The organism is Shewanella sp. SM20, from assembly GCF_025654545.1.
Lineage (GTDB): Bacteria > Pseudomonadota > Gammaproteobacteria > Enterobacterales > Shewanellaceae > Shewanella > Shewanella oncorhynchi.
Map to the genome: position 1 here is coordinate 1 of NZ_JAKKRK010000022.1, position 25,434 is coordinate 25,434.

The 25,434-nt window shown below is 44.2% G+C and carries 24 protein-coding genes and 1 rRNA gene; 5 read left to right on the top strand and 20 right to left on the bottom strand.

Going from position 1 to position 25,434, the window contains the following annotated elements:
* Both L5M18_RS10795 and ccoG read right to left on the bottom strand, forming a co-directional pair.
* Nucleotides 1-148: ribosomal RNA gene (locus tag L5M18_RS10795) — 16S ribosomal RNA — on the bottom strand; the annotation flags it as partial.
* Between the two features lie 598 nt (nucleotides 149-746).
* Complete coding sequence (gene ccoG, locus L5M18_RS10800) at nucleotides 747-2,174, bottom strand: cytochrome c oxidase accessory protein CcoG (RefSeq protein WP_263180487.1); 1,428 nt, start codon at nucleotides 2,172-2,174, stop codon at nucleotides 747-749.
* Nucleotides 2,175-2,265: 91 nt separating this feature from the next.
* Here ccoG and L5M18_RS10805 point away from each other — a divergent pair, with 91 nt between their 5' ends.
* From L5M18_RS10805 to L5M18_RS10815, 3 genes are all read left to right on the top strand, one after another.
* Nucleotides 2,266-2,616 carry a hypothetical protein gene (locus L5M18_RS10805; RefSeq protein WP_263196925.1) on the top strand — a complete coding sequence of 117 codons (351 nt, stop codon included), beginning with the start codon at nucleotides 2,266-2,268 and terminating at the stop codon, nucleotides 2,614-2,616.
* Between the two features lie 124 nt (nucleotides 2,617-2,740).
* Nucleotides 2,741-3,646: a 1,4-dihydroxy-2-naphthoyl-CoA synthase gene (locus tag L5M18_RS10810; protein ID WP_198573704.1), complete on the top strand. Its 906-nt coding sequence runs from the start codon at nucleotides 2,741-2,743 to the stop codon at nucleotides 3,644-3,646.
* 183 nt (nucleotides 3,647-3,829) lie between these two features.
* On the top strand, nucleotides 3,830-4,033 hold the full coding sequence (locus tag L5M18_RS10815) for a DUF2061 domain-containing protein (RefSeq protein WP_006079349.1): 204 nt from the start codon (nucleotides 3,830-3,832) through the stop codon (nucleotides 4,031-4,033).
* 108 nt (nucleotides 4,034-4,141) lie between these two features.
* Here L5M18_RS10815 and glmS read toward each other — a convergent pair whose 3' ends face one another.
* The 4 genes from glmS to glmU all read right to left on the bottom strand — a co-directional run bounded on the left by glmS (nucleotide 4,142) and on the right by glmU (nucleotide 10,749).
* Nucleotides 4,142-5,971 (bottom strand): glutamine--fructose-6-phosphate transaminase (isomerizing), encoded by a 1,830-nt coding sequence (glmS, locus tag L5M18_RS10820; protein WP_105250786.1) that lies wholly within the window; start codon nucleotides 5,969-5,971, stop codon nucleotides 4,142-4,144.
* Nucleotides 5,972-6,015: 44 nt separating this feature from the next.
* On the bottom strand, nucleotides 6,016-6,786 hold the full coding sequence (locus tag L5M18_RS10825; protein WP_011791272.1) for a DeoR/GlpR family DNA-binding transcription regulator: 771 nt from the start codon (nucleotides 6,784-6,786) through the stop codon (nucleotides 6,016-6,018).
* A gap of 201 nt (nucleotides 6,787-6,987) precedes the next feature.
* Entirely contained in the window at nucleotides 6,988-9,108 is a 2,121-nt protein-coding gene (locus L5M18_RS10830; RefSeq protein WP_263196929.1) for a TonB-dependent receptor, read from the bottom strand.
* Between the two features lie 276 nt (nucleotides 9,109-9,384).
* Nucleotides 9,385-10,749, bottom strand: coding sequence for a bifunctional UDP-N-acetylglucosamine diphosphorylase/glucosamine-1-phosphate N-acetyltransferase GlmU (gene glmU / locus L5M18_RS10835; protein WP_263196930.1), 1,365 nt, complete (start codon nucleotides 10,747-10,749; stop codon nucleotides 9,385-9,387).
* 203 nt (nucleotides 10,750-10,952) lie between these two features.
* Between glmU and L5M18_RS10840 the strand changes: the two genes are divergently transcribed.
* Nucleotides 10,953-11,162 (top strand): hypothetical protein, encoded by a 210-nt coding sequence (locus L5M18_RS10840; protein ID WP_263164836.1) that lies wholly within the window; start codon nucleotides 10,953-10,955, stop codon nucleotides 11,160-11,162.
* Nucleotides 11,163-11,210: 48 nt separating this feature from the next.
* On the opposite strand, the gene L5M18_RS10845 is transcribed toward L5M18_RS10840, so the two are convergent.
* The 14 genes from L5M18_RS10845 to mioC form a co-directional block, all read right to left on the bottom strand.
* On the bottom strand, nucleotides 11,211-11,639 hold the full coding sequence (locus L5M18_RS10845) for a F0F1 ATP synthase subunit epsilon (RefSeq protein ID WP_105250790.1): 429 nt from the start codon (nucleotides 11,637-11,639) through the stop codon (nucleotides 11,211-11,213).
* 36 nt (nucleotides 11,640-11,675) lie between these two features.
* Nucleotides 11,676-13,067, bottom strand: coding sequence for a F0F1 ATP synthase subunit beta (gene atpD / locus L5M18_RS10850; RefSeq protein WP_105250791.1), 1,392 nt, complete (start codon nucleotides 13,065-13,067; stop codon nucleotides 11,676-11,678).
* Between the two features lie 35 nt (nucleotides 13,068-13,102).
* The gene (gene atpG, locus L5M18_RS10855; protein ID WP_006084762.1) at nucleotides 13,103-13,963 is read right to left on the bottom strand and encodes a F0F1 ATP synthase subunit gamma; all 861 of its coding nucleotides are present in this window, start codon (nucleotides 13,961-13,963) and stop codon (nucleotides 13,103-13,105) included.
* A 50-nt stretch (nucleotides 13,964-14,013) separates the two neighbouring features.
* Nucleotides 14,014-15,555, bottom strand: coding sequence for a F0F1 ATP synthase subunit alpha (gene atpA, locus L5M18_RS10860; protein WP_105250792.1), 1,542 nt, complete (start codon nucleotides 15,553-15,555; stop codon nucleotides 14,014-14,016).
* A gap of 14 nt (nucleotides 15,556-15,569) precedes the next feature.
* A complete protein-coding gene (gene atpH, locus L5M18_RS10865; protein ID WP_263196932.1) occupies nucleotides 15,570-16,103 on the bottom strand; it encodes a F0F1 ATP synthase subunit delta in 534 nt (177 codons plus the stop codon).
* Between the two features lie 15 nt (nucleotides 16,104-16,118).
* Complete coding sequence (gene atpF, locus L5M18_RS10870) at nucleotides 16,119-16,589, bottom strand: F0F1 ATP synthase subunit B (protein WP_006083841.1); 471 nt, start codon at nucleotides 16,587-16,589, stop codon at nucleotides 16,119-16,121.
* A 37-nt stretch (nucleotides 16,590-16,626) separates the two neighbouring features.
* Nucleotides 16,627-16,878, bottom strand: coding sequence for a F0F1 ATP synthase subunit C (gene atpE, locus L5M18_RS10875; RefSeq protein WP_006083840.1), 252 nt, complete (start codon nucleotides 16,876-16,878; stop codon nucleotides 16,627-16,629).
* Between the two features lie 64 nt (nucleotides 16,879-16,942).
* Nucleotides 16,943-17,737 carry a F0F1 ATP synthase subunit A gene (gene atpB / locus L5M18_RS10880; RefSeq protein WP_107950087.1) on the bottom strand — a complete coding sequence of 265 codons (795 nt, stop codon included), beginning with the start codon at nucleotides 17,735-17,737 and terminating at the stop codon, nucleotides 16,943-16,945.
* Nucleotides 17,738-17,749: 12 nt separating this feature from the next.
* On the bottom strand, nucleotides 17,750-18,133 hold the full coding sequence (locus L5M18_RS10885) for an ATP synthase subunit I (protein WP_105250794.1): 384 nt from the start codon (nucleotides 18,131-18,133) through the stop codon (nucleotides 17,750-17,752).
* 225 nt (nucleotides 18,134-18,358) lie between these two features.
* Entirely contained in the window at nucleotides 18,359-19,237 is an 879-nt protein-coding gene (locus L5M18_RS10890; protein WP_131524523.1) for a ParB/RepB/Spo0J family partition protein, read from the bottom strand.
* Between the two features lie 9 nt (nucleotides 19,238-19,246).
* A complete protein-coding gene (locus L5M18_RS10895; protein WP_105250796.1) occupies nucleotides 19,247-20,035 on the bottom strand; it encodes a ParA family protein in 789 nt (262 codons plus the stop codon).
* 73 nt (nucleotides 20,036-20,108) lie between these two features.
* A complete protein-coding gene (rsmG, locus tag L5M18_RS10900) occupies nucleotides 20,109-20,729 on the bottom strand; it encodes a 16S rRNA (guanine(527)-N(7))-methyltransferase RsmG (protein WP_263174232.1) in 621 nt (206 codons plus the stop codon).
* 117 nt (nucleotides 20,730-20,846) lie between these two features.
* A complete protein-coding gene (gene mnmG, locus L5M18_RS10905) occupies nucleotides 20,847-22,736 on the bottom strand; it encodes a tRNA uridine-5-carboxymethylaminomethyl(34) synthesis enzyme MnmG (protein WP_113941417.1) in 1,890 nt (629 codons plus the stop codon).
* Nucleotides 22,737-23,175: 439 nt separating this feature from the next.
* Nucleotides 23,176-23,616, bottom strand: coding sequence for an FMN-binding protein MioC (gene mioC, locus L5M18_RS10910; RefSeq protein WP_263196933.1), 441 nt, complete (start codon nucleotides 23,614-23,616; stop codon nucleotides 23,176-23,178).
* A gap of 250 nt (nucleotides 23,617-23,866) precedes the next feature.
* Here mioC and L5M18_RS10915 point away from each other — a divergent pair, with 250 nt between their 5' ends.
* Nucleotides 23,867-25,420, top strand: coding sequence for an oligopeptide:H+ symporter (locus L5M18_RS10915; RefSeq protein WP_263164823.1), 1,554 nt, complete (start codon nucleotides 23,867-23,869; stop codon nucleotides 25,418-25,420).
* The last annotated feature ends 14 nt before the right edge of the window (nucleotides 25,421-25,434 follow it).

Genomic DNA, 25,434 nt, shown 5'->3' on the forward strand with positions numbered 1-25,434 from the left:
CCCCCTCGACTGGGCAGATCCCTAGGCATTACTCACCCGTCCGCCGCTCGCCGCCTCAGGAGTAAACTCCCTTGCGCTGCCGCTCGACTTGCATGTGTTAGGCCTGCCGCCAGCGTTCAATCTGAGCCATGATCAAACTCTTCAATTAAAGTTTTGTTGCTTCCGTCTTGCGACTTCAGCGGCTCAATGAATTCTGATTTTTTGTTTCTAACTAAAGAAACAAACTGTACATATTRCTATGAACACTCATTGTTACATTGATTTAAATTTTTGACTGCCAACCCGAAGGTTAAGCAGTTTCGATTAACTCAACACCTGTGAGTGTCCACACAGATTTCTTGTTTTATCTTGTTAAAGAGCAACTCAATATTCGTAAGAGAACTTGAGTACCACACTGAGCGCCGAACGCTTCCAGTTGGCTAGGGCTGCGTATTCTACGCATTTCCCGTTTCGCGTCAAGGAGTATTTTACAACTTCTTGCTGCGCTTGAATTAAGTGCTTAAAAGCGACTCAATTCAACTTAACTCGTCAGCTGGCTTTCGCTGTCTGCCGTGTCAGTGGATGCGCATTATAGGGAGCAGGAGATTTTGTGCAAGGGCTTTTTGTAGGAAAATAACGATTAATGGTTTAGACGTTTACTTATCAAACGATACGTATAAAAAAGGGGCTAAAAAGCCCCTTTATCTCGATTAAGTCTGGCAATCTATATGAGTCACGCTCAGCTAGATCATCATAAATACTGTTATCTATGGACTAAAGAAACGAGATTCTTGCTCAACTTCGACTTCTTCACCGTCGATATGAGTTTTCACTTTTATCTCGATATTAGTAACTGAACGAGACAGCTCAACCGGATCGATACCCACACTAATAGGGAGAGTTAACACTTCACCACCCGCAATAGTGACCGAAGTTGGACCGTACCATTTATAGTTGTCTAATCCTTCGACACTCATAGTGTATTCGTGGGATTGCTCTGTCTTATTAAGAATCTTCAAGGTGAAGGTGTTTTCAATCAAACCTTGATTGTTCTCTCTATAGAGCTGGTTGCGGTCACGAATGATGTCCATACGCACAGGCGCTATGGTCGCACTGGAGTATATAAAGACTAATATCATCGCTACCAGTACCACGCCATAACCGACAAGTTTAGGTCGCAGCACTTTTTGCTTAATTCCTTCTAACTTGTTCTCGGTGGTATAACTGATAAGCCCTTTCTCATAACCCATACGATCCATGGTTTGATCGCAGGCATCGATACAAGCGCCGCAGTTAATACACTCATATTGCAGACCATTACGAATGTCGATTCCCGTAGGACATACCTGCACACACAAGTCACAGTCGATACAGTCACCAAGCCCTAGCTCTTTAGGGTCATCTTTGCGTGAGCGCGGACCACGGGTCTCACCACGTTTAGTATCGTAACCCACGATAAAAGTATTCTTATCGAACATGGCCGCTTGGAAACGAGCATAAGGGCACATGTGGATACACATGATTTCACGCATCCAACCCGCATTGCCGTATGTTGCAAGTGTAAAGAACACGACCCAGAAGTAGATACCGCCAGAAGCATTAAGCGTAAATACGTCGACATAGACTTCACGACTTGGCACAAAATAGGACACAAAGGTCATAGCCGTCATCAGTGAGAGCAATAGCCAGGCCGTATGTTTTGCCGTTTTACGCCAGAGTTTGTCAAAGCTCCATGGCATTTGATCTAACTTAATGCGTTTATTGCGTGCGCCTTCAAGTTTTTCCTCGAACCAGATGAACATAAAGGTCCATACTGTTTGGGGGCAAGTGTATCCACACCAAACACGGCCAAGATAGGTGGTCACAAAAAACAGAGCGAAGGCAGCGATCATAAACAACGCTGCAAGCAAGGTGAGATCCTGCGGCCAAATCGTTAAACCGAAGACGTGAAACTTTTGTTCGCCCAAGTTAAACCATACGGCTTGACGGTCGCCCCAAGGGATCCAAGGTAAAAGCAGGAAAAATAACATGGCGATCCAGCCCATGCGGCGACGTACGCTACTCCACAAACCGTCTATGGCTCGGACATAAATCCGATTACGAGGATTAAAGCGATCGGCTTTACTCGCATCTGGCTGGTGAATCTTAATTCGATTGGTTTTCGAATAGTCCTTGTTATTAGATTCTGAGTTCATCGTTACAGCCTTTTACTGCTTTAATATTGGACGAAAACTAGCTTATTATACCCATATTCTTAATGGTTATTCACTTATGTTGGACTAAAAGATGAAAGGTTGGATCATATTGGTGCTACTCGCGGGTGCTTTATATTACTTATACACAGAAACAGATAAATTAGATGTTCCTATTGCAAAGACTGAGGCTATGATCAAAGAAATAGAGAATAAAGTTGACTCTATGACAGGAACAAAAATTATTAAAATCGACCATAAACTGACTAAGGTAAGAACCGACATCATAGAACGTTTATCCACATTAGAACTCGAAGCCTTCAATCAAATTCCAATGACTCCCGAGTCTATTGCCGACTTTAAGGCTAACTATTGCGGTACTATGGCACCTCAACATCCAGTGTTTAGCAAAGATAATCAGCTTTATCTATGTGATCACCTTTAATCATTACAGACTCATAGGCAAACGGGATTTTGCTATATAGCGCTAAGGTTTAGATTTAGGTGATTGACCTTATATATGATTCCGCCTAGCCTTTGAGGCATTACAGCATAAAGGCCTATGAATCATGACCCAACAAGTATCAGATATTTTTGATCCCACCTTATGGGATGAAGTCAGTGGATTTCATTTCGACGATATTACTTACCACAGAGCCAAAGCGCACGGCACAGTACGCATTGCCATTAATCGCCCAGAGTGCCGCAACGCCTTCCGACCTAAAACCGTTGATGAGTTATTTATCGCACTCGACCATGCACGCCAATGGTCTGATGTAGGTTGCGTACTGCTTACGGGTAACGGTCCTTCGGCAAAAGATGGTGGCTGGGCGTTCTGTTCGGGTGGCGATCAACGTATTCGCGGCAAAGATGGCTATAAATATGAAGGCGCTGAAGAAGGCAAAGCCGATCAAGCCAGAATGGGCCGCTTACATATATTAGAAGTACAACGCCTTATCCGCTTTATGCCTAAAGTGGTCATCGCCGTTGTGCCGGGCTGGGCGGTGGGTGGCGGCCATAGTTTACACGTAGTGTGCGACTTAACCTTAGCCTCGAAAGAACACGCAATATTTAAACAAACCGATCCCGATGTTGCGAGCTTCGACTCAGGTTATGGCAGTGCTTATCTCGCCAAGATGATAGGTCAAAAACGTGCCCGCGAAATCTTCTTCTGCGGATTTAACTACAGCGCTGATGAAGCCTTCAACATGGGTATGGTTAATAAATCCGTTCCCCATGCAGAGCTAGAAACCGAAGCATTAATGTGGGCGAAAGAGATTAACTCTAAATCACCTACGGCTATGCGTATGCTTAAATACGGCTTCAACATGACTGATGATGGTATGGTCGGTCAGCAATTATTTGCCGGTGAAGCGACACGTTTAGCCTATGCGAGCGCCGAAGCACAGGAAGGACGCGATGCCTTCCTCGAAAAACGCGATCAAGATTTTTCAGCCTTCCCTTGGCACTACTAATTTTAGAATCGTATTAATTTACGTTTAAATGCTCAAAGCCCTCCATCGTGAGGGCTTTATGTTTTTTACAACGGATAAATAGATAAAACCGTTTAAACTAATCTGAAAACACAGCTTTTAATTTTAATGAGAATTGTTATCATCTAAGTATTCCCGCTGGGAGCCCATTTAGAGGACAAGATCATGACTAAGACACTTACTTTTGCCGTACTGCATTTTAGCGTCGCTTTTACCGTAACCTATTTATTAACCGGCAGTGTGATCGTCGGTGGCGCAGTGGCCTTAGTTGAACCTGCGATTAACACTGTGGTGTTTTACTTCCATGACAAAGTGTGGAAACGCATTGAGGCAAAAAAGCAGCACGAGCTAGATGCCATTCCAGCATAGAAAGCTAAGCCACCAGCATTTGCTATTGCTGTAAGTTAATTGTCATTTTGTCGTGAATCTAAATGAAAAAACCGCCAATAAAGGCGGTTTTCATTTAAATATCTCTATTTATTCTACTGTTACAGATTTTGCCAAGTTACGTGGTTGATCCACATCAGTACCTTTGATTAATGCAACATGGTACGACAATAGCTGTAAAGGAATAGTGTAGATCAGTGGCGCCATAAAGATGTCACAGTGTGGCACAGGGATCACTTTCATCGTGTCATCCGACTCAAACTCGGCATCCACATCGGCAAACACATACATTAAGCCGCCACGGGCACGCACTTCTTCAACATTCGATTTCAGTTTTTCGAGCAATTCATTGTTTGGCGCAACGACAATCACTGGCATATCGGCATCGATAAGCGCCAGTGGGCCGTGTTTTAATTCGCCAGAGGCATAAGCTTCAGCATGAATATAAGAAATCTCTTTCAGCTTTAACGCGCCTTCCATCGCAATCGGGTATTGATCGCCACGGCCAAGGAATAACGCATGGTGTTTATCGGCAAAATCTTCAGCCAGTTCAGCAATCGCAGCATCTAAACCTAAAGCTTGTTCCACTTTTGCTGGCATAGATTGTAGGCTTTGAGTAATTTGAGCCTGCATTTGATCAGACATACCATTGTGGCGACCGATCACCGCAGTCAACATTAACAAGCCAGCAAGTTGTACTGTGAAAGCTTTAGTCGATGCCACACCAATCTCGGCGCCCGCTTTCATCATGTAAGCCATGTCAGATTCGCGAACCAGTGATGAACCTGGCGCATTACAAATCGTCAACGTGGCTTTGTAACCCATTTCTTTCGCTAAACGCATGGCCGCTAAAGTATCGGCAGTTTCACCCGATTGTGAAATCGTCACCAACAGGCTATTTGGGAATAAGTGCGACTTGCGATAACGGAATTCAGAGGCAATTTCGACGTTACAAGACACGCCAGCCCAATCTTCTAACCAGTAACGTGCCGCCATGCCCGCATGGTAACTAGTACCACAGGCGATGATTTGCACATGTTTGATATCTTTTAAAAACTCAGCAGCGTTATCACCAAAAGCCGTGTCTAGCACTTGCTTATTAGCAATACGACCTTCAATTGTGCGCGTCAGTGCCAATGGCTGCTCGTAAATTTCTTTAAGCATATAGTGGCGATATTCGCCTTTGTCACCGGCATCGTGGGTAATTTCAGATTCTTTGACTTCACGCTCAACGGCATTACCGTTTAAGTCGAAAATACTCACGCTGCGACGGGTCACTTCGGCCACATCACCTTCTTCTAGGAAAGCAAATGAGCGAGTGACGGGTAATAAGGCGAGTTGATCTGAAGCGACAAAGTTTTCACCTAGACCAAAACCAATCACCAATGGACTACCAGAGCGAGCAACAACCATACGTTCACTATCACGACGGTCAATAACGACTGTGCCATAGGCGCCTTCGAGTTGTTTAACTGTGGCTTGTACAGCACCAAGTAGAGTGTTATGGGTTTTCAGCTCATGGTGCACTAAGTGACAAATCACTTCGGTATCGGTATCTGAACTAAAGTTGTAACCTAAACCTTTAAGCATTTCGCGCAGTTTATTGTGGTTTTCGATAATACCGTTGTGCACCACGGCAATATCACCTTCCGATAAATGCGGATGAGCATTACGCTCACTCGGCTCACCGTGAGTCGCCCAACGAGTGTGCGCGATACCGGTTCCGCCTGCTAATGGGTCAGTTTCAAGCGCAGCCGACAACTCTTGTACTTTGCCAACGCGGCGCGTACGGTTGAGTTCACCATTGTGAATAACGGCAACGCCTGCAGAGTCATATCCGCGATATTCTAAACGGCGTAAGCCTTCTACCAGAATTTCAGCCACATCCCTTTGCGCCACGGCGCCTACGATTCCACACATAGTCTTTACCTATAAATTAAAATGAAGTTGTTAAGCAATTTTGTCTATTGAGCATAGGGCGCTAGCATGACTCGCACGCCCTGATCTGAAATTTGTTTGAGCGCACTCTCGTCGATACGTGAGTCGGTGACCAACACACTGACCTTGGCCCACGGTAACTCTAAGTTAGGGATCCGCTTGCCAATTTTGTCTGAATCGACCATAACGATCACTTCGCGGGAAACTTCGGCCATCACTTTGCTTAGACCTGTTAACTCGTTAAAGGTGGTGGTCCCGCGTTCAAGATCGATACCATCGGCACCGATAAACAGTTGGTCGAAATTATATGAACGCAACACTTGCTCGGCGACTTGACCTTGAAAGGATTCAGAATGCGGGTCCCAAGTGCCACCGGTCATCAATAAGGTGGGCTCGTTTTCGAGTTCATGGATGGCATTAGCAAGGTGCAGGGCATTCGTCATGACTACCAGCCCACGTTTATCGTTCAGCTGTTCAATCAAGCCTGACGTCGTAGTGCCACTATCGATAATAATGCGATTGTGATCTTTAATCAGCTGCGCGGCGGTTTTCGCAATAGAAAGTTTATTAGGCGCTATCTTGGCAGAGAACTGTTGAGTGACTTCGTCTGGAATCGCCACGGCGCCACCGTAACGGCGCAATAATAAACCCGTTTTCTCAAGCGCGGCGAGATCCTTACGAATCGTCACTTCTGAGGTTTCAAAACGTAACGACAGTTCATCAACGCTCACTTCACCCTGTTCGTTCAATATGGTGATTATGCTGTGGCGACGCTGCTGTGTGTTTCGTTTATTCATAAAACCTTTCAGTTAAGTTTCGATTCGAAAGGTGCATTATAGTGAAACGAAACTTTTTTGCTAGTCATACGAAGCACTCTTTCGCATGATCGCGAATCATTTTAATTAATTTAAAATTGTGAACTTAAAAACCAACCAATAAAAAAGCAGTTTATCCTTTAGGGATGAACTGCTTTTAATGGATTTAAAACGTTATGAATTTTAGAACTTAGCTTCAACAGCAACACTGAAGTTACGATCTTGACCTATAGTCACCATCTTATCGCTGCCACCGTCTAAATATTCAGTATCGAAGAGGTTTCTGACGTTGGCACGTATGCTGACATCTTTACCCATGATATCCATAGTGTAAGCCGCACCTACATCAAAACGTACGTAACCATCTTTGGTGATGGTGTTATCAGCATCAGCAAAACGTTCACCCACATAAATAGCACCAAAGTTCATCGCAAAGTTGTCTGTCACTTCGTAACGGGTCCAGATATTGGCCGACCATTCAGGTGCATCAATAGGAGTTTTACCATCTAAGTTCTTGCCACCGATTTTGCCTGCACCGGTATTATATTCAGCATCTAAATACATCATAGAAGAAGTCATAAACCAGCTATCACCTAACTGGCCTTGGGCGCCAACTTCAAAGCCGCGATGATGCTGCTCACCACCTTGGGTAGTGATCGTTTTATCTCCTTCATTCGTTAATGGGATGTCTTGTACTGTGGTGACATTAGAAACCGTAATATCAAAAAGGGCTGCTGTTAGCAGTAGGCTATCATTAAATAACTCCCATTTAGTCCCTAGTTCATATTGAGTACCGTACTCAGGTTTCAGGTTATCTCCATGATTGACATCTTCAGAACTGGTTACCGAGCCTTGTGGTGTAAAGCTTTTTGAATAATTAACGTAAATGCTACCATTAGCCATTGGCGAGTAAATTACCCCAAACTTAGGCGACACGGCATAGCTGTTTTCACCTTCTCCGTCTTTCTTCTGTTCGTCGTAACGCACACCAGCAAGCAATTTCCATTGCTCATTAAGCGTCATCAAATCCTGTAAATAGAAACCGTAATACTTGTATTCGCTTGGGTTGCTTAGCTTACCTTGGTGATAATCAAGATCTTGCTGAATAATTGGTTGCCCAGGAATTACGGGCTGACTTTTGCCTTTCTGAATTTGCTGCTGATAGAAATAGTCTAAATAGTTAGCTCCAATAAGGAATTGATGCTCCATTCCTGCCAAAGAAAATTCACCCGTGAAATCGACATAGGCCGTTTTATGCTGCCAATCGTCATAACGATCAAACGGGTTTATGGTGTAACCATCTTTGTATGGATCTTCAGAGCCTTTATTTAAGCTTGGCGCAGAGTCTAAACGTTGGCGATTAAACTGCTGATCGTTATAACCAACTTTGACTTTCCAATCATCACTCATCTGCCAAGTTAGATCGGCACCTAAGTTAGAGACTGTGTTATCGGTAAAGGCCCAAGGTGCATCCCATACGGTTTTACGTTCGCCGATAACATTACCTTGTTTATCTAACCACCCACCCGCATCAATGCCCGCTTTATCTTGGGTATGATCGTACTTAACCGATAACAGAACATCATCACTGACATCAAATTCTAAGTTTAAGTAGCCCAACCAACGGTCACGCTCTTGGTTCTCATCGTTAGCGGAATACTCACGCCAGTATTTTGTGTCTTGCTTCACTAACACGCCGCGGTAACGAAGACTCTGAGCATCATTTAAGCTGCCGCCCGCATCTAGCTGAGCACGGGTCGAACCAAAACCATCAGTATCAAAACCTAAATCGAGCATTGAATCATAGGTCGGTTTCTTAGTGACCATATTCACTAAACCACCAGGGCCAGATTGGCCGTACAACATGCTCGAAGGACCTTTCAATACTTCGACTTGCTGTAAAGTTTCAATTGGTTGTACGTAGTGAGACCATTGTTGATGGCCATTGATAAGATAACCATTACCCGAATCGAGCTCGAAGCCGCGGATACTGAAGACTTGACGGTTCCAGCGTGTGGTTCCCGCTGTCACACTCGAATCATTAACTAATACTTCCGCTAGATTGGTTGCCAACTGTTCATCAGTCACAAAATCAGGGATAACATTAACTGACTGTGGAGTATCCATTAAGTCGATATCGCCACGCATGGCACCCGATGCACTACCGACTTTATAGTCGTTAAAAGTACGGCCAGTCACATTGATGCGCTCAATATTTTTATCGCTCGCCACTTCTGCAATAACCGGCATAGCCATTAATGCCGAGCCTACAGCTAAACCTATAACTGAATATTTAAATACCATTGCCAACACCTCAAATAGACCTTTCGTCTTAGAATTGCAGGCAATATAAATGAGAAGTGTTTTTATTTTCTCTTCTTTACTAAAATTTACAATTGAGTGTGATAGTGATCAAATTAACTTAAAAACCAACAATTTGCCCATACCACAAAAACATGAAGAAAATCTTAATTATTAAGCATTACTTAATAAAATGGCTTTTTAGTGCAACACATTGAACACAATAAAGATAAAAGCGGCACATGGCCGCTTTTTTGACATTAAGTTGAGTTTTAAAACTTACTTTTTAATTTTCACTGGACGTTGCCAACCAGTGAGGTGTTTTTGTTTAACACGAGTGATCACTAACTCATTCTCACCTACATCACGGGTAATCGTTGAACCGGCCCCTAAAGTTGCCCCTTTACCTATGGTCACTGGAGCCACCAACTGAGTGTCAGAGCCGACAAAGACGTTATCTTCGATAACAGTAAGATGCTTATTCGCGCCATCATAGTTGCAGGTAATAGTACCAGCACCAATGTTGACGCCATCACCAATGATGGCATCGCCTAAATAGGCTAAGTGCCCTGCTTTTGATCCCACGCCAATCACCGCTTTTTTCACTTCAACAAAGTTGCCTATATGTGCATCTTGCTTAAGCTCTGCGCCGGGACGTAAACGGGCAAATGGGCCGGCACTGGCAGCAACGCCAAGCGTAGCACCTTCTATAATAGAGTAAGGCTTGATCTCAGCATCATCGGCAATCTCGCAATCAATTAAAATCGCGCCTGCGCCAATAGTGACATTATTACCCAAGGTCACTTTGCCTTCGAATATCACATTAATATCGATCATCACATCCATACCAACAGTGACTTCACCACGGATATCGATACGGCTTGGGTCGCGAAGGTTCGCCCCCGCCAACATGAGCTTTTCGGCTTCACGAGCTTGGTAAGCACGTTCAAGTTGCGCTAATTGCATGCGATTATTGGCGCCTTCCACTTCAATGGCCGATTGTGGCTGAGCAGTATCAATAGCAACGCCATCAGCGTGCGCCATAGCAATAATATCCGTTAGATAATATTCACCTTGAGCATTATTGTTCGATAAACGGCTCAACCAAGTTTTAAGTTGTTTACCCGGAACCGCCATGATGCCGGTGTTAATTTCGTTGATCAGCAACTGTTCTGCAGTCGCATCTTTTTGCTCAATAATTCCAATGACTTTTCCTTGCTCACGGACAATACGGCCATAACCCATAGGATTCGCTAAATTCACTGTTAAAATAGCAACGCCATTTTCAGGACGGGCGGCGAGTAAGGCTTCGAGAGTTGATGTCTGGATCAACGGCACATCGCCATAAAGAATAAGTACTGTATCGCTGTCGGCGATATGTGGGCTAGCCTGTGCAACCGCATGACCTGTGCCTAATTGCTCGGCTTGCAATACCCAGTTAAGTTGTTGCTCACCCAAACAGGCTTGTAGCTTGTCAGCGCCATAACCATAGACTAACTGAATAGAGTCACTGCCAACTTTATTAGCGGTATCGATGACATGTTGCACCATGCTCTTATGGGCGATGGGATGTAATACCTTAGGAAGATCAGAGCGCATCCGTGTTCCCTTGCCAGCCGCTAAGATCACTACATTTAATGCCATTACCATATCCTTGAACAAATACCCAAGAGGGTGAAAAATTACGGTCGTATACCAATCACATTAAATATCTAATCAGTTCAGAGCCTCACAGGCATCTCAATCCAAGGCGCATTGACGCAGAAATGGTTATTCCCTTTTAAGTCAATGCAACACGGGAGTGGGATGCCTGTGAGGCTCCCAAAGGGCGGGTTTCAACGCGCTTCATACTGCGTTCAAGGCTTTCGACAGAGCACCACTATGCCTTCAAGCCTTCGCCTTGTCTAAAGCGCGTTGAACTCCCGCTGAATGAACAGATATTTAATACGATTGGTATTAGTGGCGCAATTTTAACGGAAAGCACATCGAAAAGCGAAGTAGATAGCGATGCTAATCAATCAAAGACATGCAAGAATGCCAATCTATCCCATTTTTAGACACAAAAAAGGCGACCCTATGGTCGCCTTTTTTCACAAACAATAACCTTATCTGGCAATGTTTTTCTTGATGGTTTCAACAACACGTAATTGAGCCATAGCCTTAGCTAACTCAACCATAGCCGCGTCATAATTGAAGTCAGCGCCAGCAGTTGCCATATGGGCTTCTGCACGACGCTTAGCTTCTAATGCCGCTTGCTCATCAATATCTTTGGCACGCATAACCACATCAGCCAATACGGAGACAGAAGAAGGCTGCACTTCCAGAATACCACCTGAAAGGTAAAACACTTCTTCACTGCCGTCTTGCTTGACGATGCGCGCCATGCCAGGTTTGATATAACTAAGCAAAGGAGCGTGGCCATGCATTATGCCCAACTCACCTTCAGAACCAGTCACTTGCAGCGAAGCTACGCGACCAGAGAAGATTTTGCTCTCTGCGCTTACAATATCAAGATGTACTGTCATGGCTGCCATCCCGTTCTCCTTAAAAAACTAAGTATTACTACCTAGTTATTTCTTTTTGTTCGCTTTCTCGATAACTTCATCGATTGAGCCAACCATGTAGAACGCTTGTTCTGGCAGGTGATCAAACTCACCGTTCAAAATACCCTTAAAGCCACGGATAGTGTCTTTCAGAGAAACGTACTTACCAGGAGATCCAGTAAAGACTTCTGCTACGAAGAAAGGCTGAGATAAGAAACGCTCAATCTTACGAGCACGGAATACGACAGTCTTGTCTTCATCAGACAATTCATCCATACCCAGAATCGCAATAATGTCTTTCAGCTCTTTGTAACGTTGCAGTACAGTTTGCACGCCGTTAGCAACGTCATAATGCTCTTGGCCAACAACCAATGGATCTAATTGACGTGAAGTCGAATCCAATGGGTCAACCGCAGGGTAAATACCCAGAGAAGCAATTTGACGTGACAGTACAACAGTCGCATCTAAGTGAGCGAAGGTTGTTGCTGGTGACGGATCGGTCAAGTCATCCGCAGGTACGTATACCGCTTGTACAGAGGTAATAGAACCCGTCTTAGTTGAAGTGATACGCTCTTGCAGAACGCCCATCTCTTCAGCCAATGTTGGTTGATAACCTACCGCAGAAGGCATACGACCTAACAGTGCAGATACTTCAGTACCGGCTAAGGTATAACGATAGATGTTGTCAACGAACAACAGTACGTCACGACCTTCGTCACGGAACTTCTCTGCCATAGTCAGACCAGACAGTGCAACACGCAAACGGTTACCTGGAGGCTCGTTCATCTGACCATAAACCATGGCCACTTTGTCGAGAACGCCAGAATCTTTCATCTCGTAGTAGAAGTCGTTACCTTCACGAGTACGTTCACCTACACCGGCGAATACAGAAAGACCCGAGTGGGCTTTAGCGATGTTGTTAATCAGTTCCATCATGTTAACTGTTTTACCAACACCCGCACCACCGAACAAACCGACTTTACCGCCCTTAGCGAATGGACAAACAAGGTCGATAACCTTGATGCCAGTCTCTAACAGTTCAGTAGAGCTTGATTGATCTTCGTATGAAGGAGCTGTACGGTGAATAACATAACGCTCTTCTTCACCGATTGGACCCGCTTCATCAATAGGCTCGCCTAATACGTTCATGATACGGCCAAGAGTGGCGGTACCAACTGGAACAGTAATAGGTGAACCTGAGTTTACTACTTCAAGACCACGACGCAGACCGTCAGAAGAACCCATAGCGATGGTACGAACTACACCACCACCTAGCTGTTGCTGAACTTCCAGCACCAAACCATTACACGGGCCTTCACCTACGATTTTCAGAGCGTCATATACTTGAGGTACGGCATCTTGTGGGAACTCTACGTCCACAACCGCGCCAATCACTTGGACAACAGTACCTGTGCTCATGATTAATCCTCTAAAACTTGTATTCGTTACCTAACCTAAACCGCAGAGGCACCAGAAACAATTTCCGACAGTTCCTGCGTAATAGCAGCCTGACGGGCCTTGTTATAGACCAGTTGCAAGTCGTTGATAAGCTCACCCGCGTTGTCTGTTGCCGACTTCATTGCCACCATACGGGCAGCTTGTTCAGAGGCAATGTTTTCAACAACACCTTGGTAAACCTGAGATTCTACATAACGGACCAATAAAGTATCCAAAAGTGCTTTTGGATCTGGCTCGTAGATATAATCCCAACGATGAGCAGTTTCATCATCTTCTGATTTAGGCAAAGGTAGCAGCTGCTCGATCACAGGAGTCTGCGTCATAGTATTCACAAATTTGTTAAATACCACGTACAGACGATCCAGCTTGCCTTCGTTGTAAGCTTCTAGCATGACACCGACTGTCCCGATCAAGTCAGCGAGCTTTGGAGCATCGCCTAAACCTGAAGCGTGAGCAGACACTTGTCCACCGAAGTTTTTGAAAAACTGCACACTACGTGCACCGATAGGGCAAAATTCAAATTCTGCACCTTGGGCTTTCCAGCTTTTCACGTCTGCAATAACCTTTTTGAAAAGGTTAACGTTCAGACCACCACAAAGGCCACGGTCGGTTGCTACAACAATGTAACCAACCCGCTTAGCCTCTCTCACCTCCAAATAGGGGTGTTTATACTCGAGAGAACCTTGCGCGACGTGACCGATCACCTTACGCATGCTTTCCGCATATGGACGGCTCGCAGCCATGCGTTCCTGCGCTCTGCGCATTTTGCTGGCTGCCACCATTTCCATGGCGGACGTGATCTTCTGAGTGTTTTTCACACTCGCGATCTTGGTTTTAATCTCTTTAGCGCCGGCCATCTCTACTCTCCAATCTGGACCTGAGGTGTCTTAAGACACCTCTATCATTGTTACCAGGTTTGGGTTGCTACGAACTTGTCGAGGCCAGCTTTTAATTCAGCTTCGATATCAGCGCTATAATCGCCAGTTTCGTTGATAAGCTTCATTAAAGGAGCATGCTCGCTGTTCATGAACGAGAGCAGAGCTGCTTCGAAATTACCGACCTTATTCAGCTCAACACTCTTCAGGTAACCTTTTTCAGCTGAGAAAATAGACACAGCTTGAGCGGCTACGCTCATAGGAGCATATTGCTTTTGCTTCATCAGTTCGGTAACACGCACACCATGCTCAAGCTGAGCACGTGTTGCATCGTCAAGATCAGATGCAAATTGCGAGAACGCAGCAAGCTCACGATACTGTGCTAGTGCGGTACGAATACCACCAGACAGTTTCTTGATGATCTTAGTCTGAGCCGCACCACCAACACGAGAAACAGAAATACCTGGGTTAACCGCTGGACGTAGGCCAGAGTTAAACAGATCGGTCTCAAGGAAGATCTGACCATCGGTAATAGAAATTACGTTGGTCGGTACGAATGCAGAAACGTCACCCGCTTGCGTTTCAATAATCGGCAGCGCGGTTAAAGAACCAGTTTTGCCAGTTACTGCACCTTTAGTGAACTTCTCTACATAAATCGCGTTAACGCGTGATGCACGCTCTAATAAACGTGAGTGTAGATAGAATACGTCACCTGGGTAAGCTTCACGGCCTGGTGGACGCTTGAGCAGTAACGAAATTTGACGATAAGCAACTGCTTGCTTAGACAAATCATCGTATACGATCAAAGAATCTTCACCGCGGTCACGGAAGTATTCACCCATAGAACAACCAGAATATGGCGCTAAGTATTGTAGAGCAGCGGCTTCAGAAGCAGTTGCAACAACAACGATAGTGTTAGCTAACGCACCGTGTTCTTCTAGCTTGCGCACTACGTTAGCGATAGTAGAAGCCTTTTGGCCAATCGCGACGTACACACATTTAATGCCAGAATTTTTCTGGTTGATAATTGCGTCGATCGCCATTGCTGTTTTACCAGTTTGACGGTCGCCAATGATCAATTCACGTTGACCACGACCGATAGGGATCATGGCATCAACGGCTTTGTAACCAGTTTGAACTGGTTGATCAACAGACTGACGTTCAATAACACCTGGTGCGATAACTTCAATTGGCGAGAAACCATCGTTATCGATAGGTCCTTTACCGTCAATTGGCTCACCTAGAGTGTTAACAACGCGGCCAAGAAGACCGCGGCCAACTGGAACTTCCAGAATACGGCCAGTCGTTTTCACTTTTACGCCTTCTGCTAAATCAGCATAAGGACCCATTACTACGGCACCGACAGAATCACGTTCAAGGTTCAACGCGATTGCAAAACGGTTACCAGGCAGTTCGATCATCTCACCTTGCATCACGTCGGCTAGGCCGTGGATGCGGATGATGCCGTCACTTACCGCAACGATAGTACCTTCGTTACGAGATTCGCTAACGACTTCGAACTGCTCGATCCGCTGCTTAATCAGATCGCTGATTTCAGTGGAATTCAGTTGCATGCTCAAACTCCCAATTACGACTGCAGCTTATCAGACAGACGCGATAACTTACCGCGGACCGAGCCATCGATGACTAGGTCTCCTGTCTTAATGATTACACCGGCGATGAGCGCGGCGTCAGTGCTACAATTCAGCTTAACTTTGCGTGCGAGACGTTTCTCTAAAGAAATACTAATCTGCTGTTGTTGTTCAGAGCTCAGCTCAGTTGCAGAAACCACATCGGCTTCTACTTCTTTTGCCCACTCATTACGGTATTCAGTAAATAACTGAGATACAGCAGGTAGCACCTTTAAGCGACCGTTTTCAGCCATTACCTTTATCAGGTTCTGACCTTGCACATTGACTTGCTCACCACACACACTAATAAAGAGTGCTGCGAGCTTAGTGCTGGCTAAAGAGCCAGCTAACAGTGGTTGCATGGTTTCGTTTTCACTCACCAATGCGGCAAACGTGAGCATTTCAGCCCAAGAATCCACTGTATCTTGTTCAATAGCAAAGTCAAAAGCTGCCTTTGCGTAAGGGCGAGCGATGGTGGTTAATTCAGCCATAACTCAACTCCCTTATCAAATTTCAGCGACTAGTTTATTAACTATGTCACTGTGGGCGGCTGGATCAATAGAACGCTCAAGGATCTTCTCAGCACCCATGATGGCAAGAGTAGCAACCTGCTTACGCAGATCCTCTTTGACGCGATTACGTTCAGCTTCAATTTCTGCTTTACCCTGAGCGATGATTTTAGCACGCTCAGCGTCTGCTTCGGTTTTGGCTTCTTCAACTATTTGAGCTTTACGCTTGTTAGCTTGCTCAATAATTTCATTAGCCGTTACCTTGGCTTCTTTTAGTTGGTCAGTCGCTTTCGCTTGTGCCAACTCCAGGTCTTTTACCGCACGATCAGCATCAGCTAGACCGTCAGCAATCCTTTTTTGGCGCTCTTCGATGGCATTCATCAAAGGGGGCCATACAAACTTCATGCAAAACCACACGAAGATGATAAAGGCGACCGTCTGACCGATTAGGGTAGCGTTGAAATTCACAACAGCCTCCTATTTAGAGTTAAGACAGAAGCGTTTTTTACAGCATTGCACCCAGTGGGTTGGTAAATAGCATAAATAATGCGATACCAACACCGATCATAGTTACGGCGTCAAGAAGACCCGCTACGATGAACATTTTAACTTGTAGCATAGGAGCCATTTCTGGTTGACGCGCTGCGCCTTCCAAGAACTTACCGCCTAATAAGCCGAAACCGATTGCAGTACCAAGAGCACCCATACCAATCAGCAGAGCAACAGCGATAGCTGTCATGCCTAAAATCGTTTCCATCTGTATCTCCAGTATCTAAATCTATATTAGTTGATGATTTAGTTTAAAATTTCTTCAGCAATCCTTAATGATCTTCATGCGCCATGCTTAAATAAACAATGGTCAACATCATGAAGATAAACGCCTGCAGCGTGATAACCAAAATGTGGAATATTAACCAGCCCAGTTGCAGAGTCACACCTAGGGTAGATAATAACAAGTTGGTACCATACATCAGCGCAATAAGGATGAAGATCAACTCACCTGCGTACAAGTTACCAAAGAGTCGCAATGCCAATGAAATTGGCTTAGCAATCAAAGTAACAGTCTCTAATAGGAGGTTGACGGGTATCATTGCCTTATGGTTAAAGGGCTGTAGTGTCAGTTCTTTAACAAACCCAGACACACCTTTGACCTTAATGCTGTAGAAAATAATCAGCACGAACACACCGATAGCTAAGCTAAAGGTAATGTTAACGTCAGTCGTCGGAACCGCTTTAAGATATGGAATACCCATTAAACTTGCTGCGTGAGGCAGCCAATCTACAGGGATCATATCCATGAAGTTCATCATGAATACCCATACAAAAATGGTCAGAGCTAAAGGTGCGATCAGAGCATTGCGACCATGAAAACTTTCTTTCACGCTGTTATTTACGAACTCAACGATCATCTCAACAAAACATTGCAGTTTGCCAGGAACACCGGAAGTCGCTTTTTTACCAACGCTGCGGAAAATCCACAGGAACAGAACACCAAGACCAACCGAAAAGAACAACGAATCAATGTGCCATGTCCAAAAGCCTTCACCAACACTTAAGTTGGTAAGGTGATGTTGGATATAGCCCTGCGGTGTTAACGCTTCACCAGTTGCAGCCATGATTCATCCCACTTAACTTTGCTTGAAGTATAAAGGAGCTGTCCAATGCACGATTAGCGTCAGCACATAACAAACAAAAAGCGGCATAAAAGCGACCTTAAGATTGATAAACACAAACGAAAACATTGCGATGGTTAACAGCAACTTTACCGCTTCCCCCCAGTAAAAAGTCTTTATGACTTTTGCAGCTGAACTTGCTCCCGTGTGGGAGAAAGCGAGGGTTGCGAATACAAAATTAGGGAGCACAGCGATTGAACCACCTGCTAATGCAGAATAGCCAAACTGAACTCCCCACACGGCGAAAAAGAGAATTGAAGCACCCCCAGCGACCGCCGCCTGCATCATCACCAATTTATAGGCTGACCACCGGCCACGACGCGCTAAAACCTTACTCAATTCATCCTCTCCGCATTCATACTTTTTGTTTCGATGACCGGATGACAAATACCCGTATTTATGTCGATGCACAAAAAGCTTGCGAAAGTATACCTTTTCACGCCTTCATTGCAACTTTGAGATAAGGAAAAACAACACTTTTAACGTGATCTCGCGCCAAACGAGTTAAAATGTAAGATTAGCATCTGTCACAAATTTACATTAAAAACTGTTAATCTACAGACATTAATGAATTTTACTAAGAATTCCGTCTAATTCAGCCAGATTCTGATAGTTAATTACAATTTTACCCGTGCCCTTACTGCTATGAGCGATCGAAACCTTGGCACCTAATCTTTCAATTAACTGCTGCTCTAAACGACAAACATCTTGATCTTTAGTCGTAGTTTCGGCTTGTTTAGGCGGATTTAAGGTTTGATTAATTAATCGTTCAGTTTCGCGAACGGTTAATTCCTTAGCGGCCACTAATCTCGCAAGATTTGTTTGTTCTTCTCCCTCAATTGCCAACAAAGCGCGAGCATGACCCATATCAATGTCGCCATACTCGAGTAGACGCTTAACAGGCTCATTTAGGCCGTTTAAACGTAACAAGTTAGATACACTCGCTCTGGATTTTCCCACAACATCGGCAACCTGTTGGTGAGTCAGTTCAAACTCTTGCATTAAACGTTGCAATGCAATGGCTTCTTCCATGGCATTTAAGTCTTCACGCTGGATGTTTTCAATCAAAGCAATAGCAACAGCGGCTTCATCAGGTACTTGCTTTACTATGCAGGGGATTTTATTCAAGCCAGCAAGTTGCGCAGCACGCCAACGACGTTCACCCGCAATGATCTCATACATGTTATTCGTCACTTGTCTCACAACGATAGGCTGAATAATGCCTTGATTGCGGATAGAGTGTGCCAGTTCTTCCAACGCTTCGGGGGACATGTCTTTACGAGGTTGATACTTACCTGGCTGTAATAAGTCTAAATCGAGATGGATAAGCTCTTCTTTTTTATCGACAACATCAGCTTCGTCAGTGTGCTTTTTACTGGCGGCATGGCTGTTACTCAGTAGGGCATCTAACCCTTTGCCTAATCCTCTTTTCTTTAACGTCATGGTGATCCTTTACGCTTGCTTAGCCTGAGTTTGTTGTTCTGAACGACGGATCATTTCACCCGCAAGCGCTAGATACGCCTTAGCGCCAGCACTCGATTTATCGTAATACATAGCAGGCGCTCCAAAACTTGGTGCTTCTGCCAGCCTCACATTACGTGGGATAACAGTACGGTAGACTTTGTCACCAAAATGCTGTTTTAGCTGATCGGACACATCATTAGATAAACGATTACGCGGATCATACATAGTACGTAAAATGCCTTCGATGCCAAGTCCAGGATTAACCATAGCAGCAAGCTTAGTGATGGTATCAATCAGTGCAGTTAAGCCTTCGAGGGCATAATATTCACACTGCATAGGCACGAGTACAGAGTCGGCCGCAGACATAGCGTTTACGGTCAACATGTTCAATGAAGGAGGGCAGTCGATAAAGATATAATCATATTGATCTTTGATCGGTGCGAGTGCGTTACGCAAACGGATCTCACGGGCAAAAAACTCCATCAATTTGATTTCTGCCGCAGTGACATCGCCATTACTGGCGATCAGATCATACTTACCCGCAGTGTTTTTAATGACGATCTCGTCGAAGGATTTTTCTTCAACCAATAATTCATAGGCTGTATTAGCTACGTCATACTTATCGACACCGCTCCCCATGGTGGCATTACCTTGAGGATCGAGATCGATCAATAATACTTTACGTTTTGTTGCTGCTAACGAAGCGGCGAGGTTAACGCAAGTAGTTGTTTTTCCTACGCCACCTTTCTGGTTAGCCACGGCAATCACTTTACCCACAATATCACCCTGTATGTAAATGCTGGTTTATTGCCCTTGCTTATAAATGATTTATTTATCACTTTTAAGCCTGTTATTCTTTGATTATCTTCAATAAATGTCTTTTTTCATCGAGTTTAGGCACCTTAAGCTCGATAACTTCTTTCACCACAAATCCACTTGGAATATGTTGCATCTCTTCATCATTCAACTGGCCTTTAAGTGCATAAAACTGTCCATGTTCGGCGGGGAGATGATGGCACCAAGTCAGCATATCTTGGATTGAGGCAAATGCACGACTTAATACGCCGTCGAATTTATCCTCCGGTTGATAAGCTTCTACGCGGCTTTCAACTGAGCTGATGTTATATATGCCTAATTCAAAAGACACTTGTTTTTGAAAACGAATACGTTTACCTAAGCTATCCAATAACACAAATTGTTTATCAGGATTCATAATCGCTAATGGGATCCCAGGTAAACCCGGTCCAGTGCCTACATCGATAAAACGTTCACCTTGCAGATGTTTTGAAACCACTAAACTGTCCATGATATGACGGATCAGCATAGCTTCGGGATCTCTCACCGATGTCAGGTTATAGGCTTTATTCCATTTGTTGAGCATACCAACAAAATCAATTAGTTGTTTTTTCTGCTCGACGGTTGCGGGCAAATTAATTTCGGCTAAATAAGCCTCTAACTGGGCAGATAACACTGAGCAACCTCAACAAAGATACGATTATGAACGCGAAGGCTATTATGAAGCCCGAAAACGATGAAGGGAAGCCTGAATGCTTCCCTTCTATGACCTAAGCTGCGATTAAGCTAGCTTTTACGCACTCTTACGTAATAAGCCACGCTTTTTGAGGTGAACTAACAAAATTGAAATAGCCGCAGGCGTAATACCAGAGATCCGTGAGGCTTGGCCTATGGTTTCTGGTTTGTGGTTATTTAACTTAGCAATCACTTCGTTCGACAAGCCCGGTACCTCTTTGTAATCGAGCGTCAAAGGTAAACCTGTGTTCTCATTACGCACAGCTTTGTTGATCTCTTCCTGCTGACGTTGAATATAACCAGAATACTTAACTTGGATCTGAACTTGCTCAGCCGCCTGTGGATCTTCAAGCCCTGGACCAAAACCTTCGATCTGCATCAACTTACTGTAATCCATTTCTGGACGACGCAGTAATTCTTCAAATGATGCTTCGCGAGAGATCGGCGTATTCAAGTGTGGGTTTAACGCATGGATCAAAGGTGAATTTGGATGTACCCATTGAGCGCGCAAACGTTGTAACTCAAGTTCGATCGATTCTAACTTCTCACTAAATGCCGCCCAGCGAGTGTCGTCAACTAAACCTAATTCGCGACCTTTTGCCGTTAAGCGAATATCAGCGTTATCTTCACGGAGTAACAAACGGTATTCGGCACGGCTAGTAAACATGCGATACGGTTCTTTGGTACCCAGAGTCGATAAATCATCAACTAGTACTCCAAGATAAGCTTCGTCACGGCGTGGACACCAGGCTTCTTTGCCTTGCACTTGCAGTGAGGCATTCATGCCCGCTAACAAGCCTTGAGCACCTGCTTCTTCATAACCTGTAGTGCCGTTTATTTGGCCAGCGAAGAATAAACCGTTGATCGCTTTGGTTTCTAATGAGTTTTTCAGATCTCTTGGATCGAAATAATCGTATTCGATCGCATAACCTGGACGCATGATTTCTGCGTTTTCCATGCCTTTGATCGAACGTACTAAATTCAACTGTACATCGAAAGGTAAGCTAGTAGAGATCCCGTTAGGATAGATCTCATTGGTATTTAAACCTTCTGGTTCGATGAAGATCTGATGCGAAGATTTATCCGCAAAACGGTGGATCTTGTCTTCAATCGATGGGCAATAACGTGGACCAATACCTTCGATGACGCCTGAATACATAGGGCTTCTGTCTAAACCACCACGAATAATTTCATGGGTTTTTTCATTGGTGTGAGTGATCCAGCAAGAAATTTGCTTTGGATGGTGACTGACATCGCCCATAAACGACATCACAGGCAATGGAGAATCGCCTTTCTGTTCAGCCATTTGAGAAAAATCAATCGTGTTTGCATCGATACGTGGTGGGGTACCTGTTTTTAAACGGCCGACTCGGATCGGTAATTCACGTAATCGATTTGCTAAAGCAATCGCTGGTGGATCGCCTGCACGGCCACCGCTGTAGTTTTCTAAGCCTATATGAATTTTGCCGCTTAAGAATGTACCTGTTGTTAATACAACAGCTGGAGATTCAAAGGCTAAACCCATTTGGGTAACTACACCAACTACTTGATGATTTTCAACAATTAAGTCATCTACGGCTTGTTGGAAAATACGTAAGTTAGGTTGGTTTTGTAATATATTTTGGATTTTTTGACGATACAGTGCACGGTCAGCTTGTGCACGTGTTGCTCGTACTGCTGGGCCTTTACTTGAATTTAAGGTTCTAAATTGGATCCCTGCATAATCGGTTGCGATTGCCATTGCACCACCTAAGGCGTCAATTTCTTTCACTAAATGGCCTTTGCCTATGCCACCGATCGCTGGATTACATGACATTTGTCCTAACGTATCGATATTGTGCGTTAGTAATAATGTTTTTGATCCCATTCTTGCTGCTGCCAACGCGGCTTCAGTTCCGGCATGACCACCACCAACAACAATAACATCAAACCGTTCATGAAAATGCATGCCACTACCTTCAATTGCTAAGAGACTCAGTACGAGCCGAGCATTTTAGCATTTGCTTCGTCTTAGGTGAATGATCATTTTACGCTGTTCGATCGAGATGATCCGGACTAATAGATCTTAAGATCTTTATATAGATCTTCTTATTATGTTTACTATTAGGATCGCGTTTTTCTGTGCATAACCCAAATTCATTATATAAATCATTAATTAGCGCGATCTTGATCCTGTGATCTGATCGCGATCTAATGTCATTAAACATGGGGATAGATCGCCTACTTATCCACAAGGCGGATCATTAAGCAGATCGGACTGTGAATAGTACAGAGGTTGATCAGATCTAAATAATAGCTTATCCACATGTTTATACTTTAAATAAGTAAATTGTGGATAAATAGGATCTAAACTGTACATAGATCGGGACCTTATCCAATAAGCGATCTTAAATGTCCTGTTGCCATTGTGCTAACCATGCAAGGGCTGGGTCTTCCGGCACAGGATCAAGCTGTACATCGATCTGGATCTTATCCACAAAGACTTTTGCATCGCAGTCTTGAATGGCCGAAATTAATTTTTCTGGGCCTTGGCAAAAGGTATCGTAACTTGAGTCACCAATTGCACATAAGGCAAAGTTTACTTGGCTGAGATCCGGTTTTTGCTCGGTAATTTCGTTGAAAAAAGGCTGAATATTATCTGGAAGATCACCAGCTCCATGAGTTGATGACACGATAATCCACAGTGCATGGGTGTCTATTTCGCACAATGTTGGGGTTAAATGAACTTGAACTTGGTGTCCTTGCTCCGTTAATTGGGCCATCATTTCGTCGGCAACATACTCTGCACTGCCCAATGTTGTACCAACGATTACTTCAATCTTTGCCATTATGATTTCTCAGTGTGTTGTTGTTTTTAAAACTAATTTCAATTAAATAGATAGCTGAATGGCTATTATTATGTTCATCATAAAGGAAATGTGGATAGGACCACAGAAGCAATATGTGATTTTTGCAGTTTTTGCATCCTTTATATAAGGTTGGTTTCGCTTACATGTTACCTTTAGCTTCTTGATACATAATTAATATATTTAAAAAGTTAATTTCATTTAAAATCAAATAATTATAATAGGATGATCCATGACAACACCCGTAAATGCGCCCCAGTGGCCACGGCAAATTCCTTACATCATAGCCAGTGAAGCTTGTGAACGTTTTAGCTTTTACGGTATGCGGAATATTCTTACCCCATTCTTGATGACAGCACTTTTGTTGTCTATTCCAGAAGAACTGCGCGGAACTATGGCTAAGGATGTGTTCCATTCCTTTGTCATTGGAGTGTACTTTTTCCCGTTACTCGGTGGTTGGATTGCCGATCGTTTTTTCGGTAAATACAATACTATCTTATGGTTAAGTTTAATTTACTGTGTTGGCCATGCGTTTCTCGCTATTTTTGAACACAGTATTCAAGGGTTTTATACGGGATTATTTTTAATTGCGCTCGGATCGGGTGGGATTAAGCCCTTGGTTTCTTCCTTTATGGGGGATCAATTTGATCAAACCAATAAAACATTGGCGCAGAAAGCGTTTGATCTGTTTTATTTTACGATTAACTTTGGCTCCTTCTTCGCCTCGTTATCGATGCCATTACTATTGAAATATTATGGTGCTGCGGTCGCATTTGGGATCCCTGGTATCTTAATGTTTATTGCAACTGTGTTCTTCTGGTTAGGCCGCAAACGTTATGTACATATGCCACCTGAACCGAAAAATCCCCATGGTTTTTTACCCGTTATTCGTACCGCATTGCTCACTAAAATCGCTGGTCAAGCCAACATAGGTTTAGTGTTAGCTTTAGCTGGGATAATTTCTGCAGCGTATGCTTTAGTGAATATTCCAACCTTAGGTATCGTTGCTGGTTTGTGTTGTGCGTTAGTGCTAGTAATGGGATTTGTTGGCGCAGGGGCTTCATTGCAACTCGAACGCGCTAGGGGGATCCATCCGGATATCGCCGTTGATGGGGTGCGTTCGGTGCTACGGATCTTAATCTTATTTGCGTTAGTGACTCCCTTTTGGTCTTTGTTCGATCAGAAAGCGTCCACTTGGATACTGCAAGCCAATGACATGTCTAAACCGGAATGGTTTGAACCCGCCATGATGCAAGCTTTAAACCCATTATTAGTTATGTTACTGATCCCATTTAATAACTTTGTGTTATATCCGGCGATTGAGCGTATGGGTATAAAGTTAACTGCCTTGCGTAAAATGGGGGCTGGGATTGCCATCACGGGCGTGAGTTGGATAGTCGTTGGTAGCATTCAATTGGTGATGGATGGCGGCTCGGCATTATCAATATTTTGGCAGATTGTGCCTTATGCTTTGCTCACCTTTGGTGAAGTATTAGTCTCTGCCACTGGGCTAGAGTTTGCTTATAGCCAAGCGCCTAAAGCCATGAAAGGCACTATCATGAGTTTTTGGACCTTATCGGTGACCGTCGGTAACTTATGGGTGTTACTGGCGAACGTCAGTGTGAAAAGTCCGGCTGTGACTGAGCAAATTGCCCAGACGGGGATCAGTATTACCGCATTTCAGATGTTTTTCTTTGCTGGTTTTGCCATCTTGGCGGCATTGATGTTTGCGCTTTATGCAAGATCCTATCAAATGCAAGATCATTACCGCCACGTCGAATCATGAGTTAGTCGATGAGT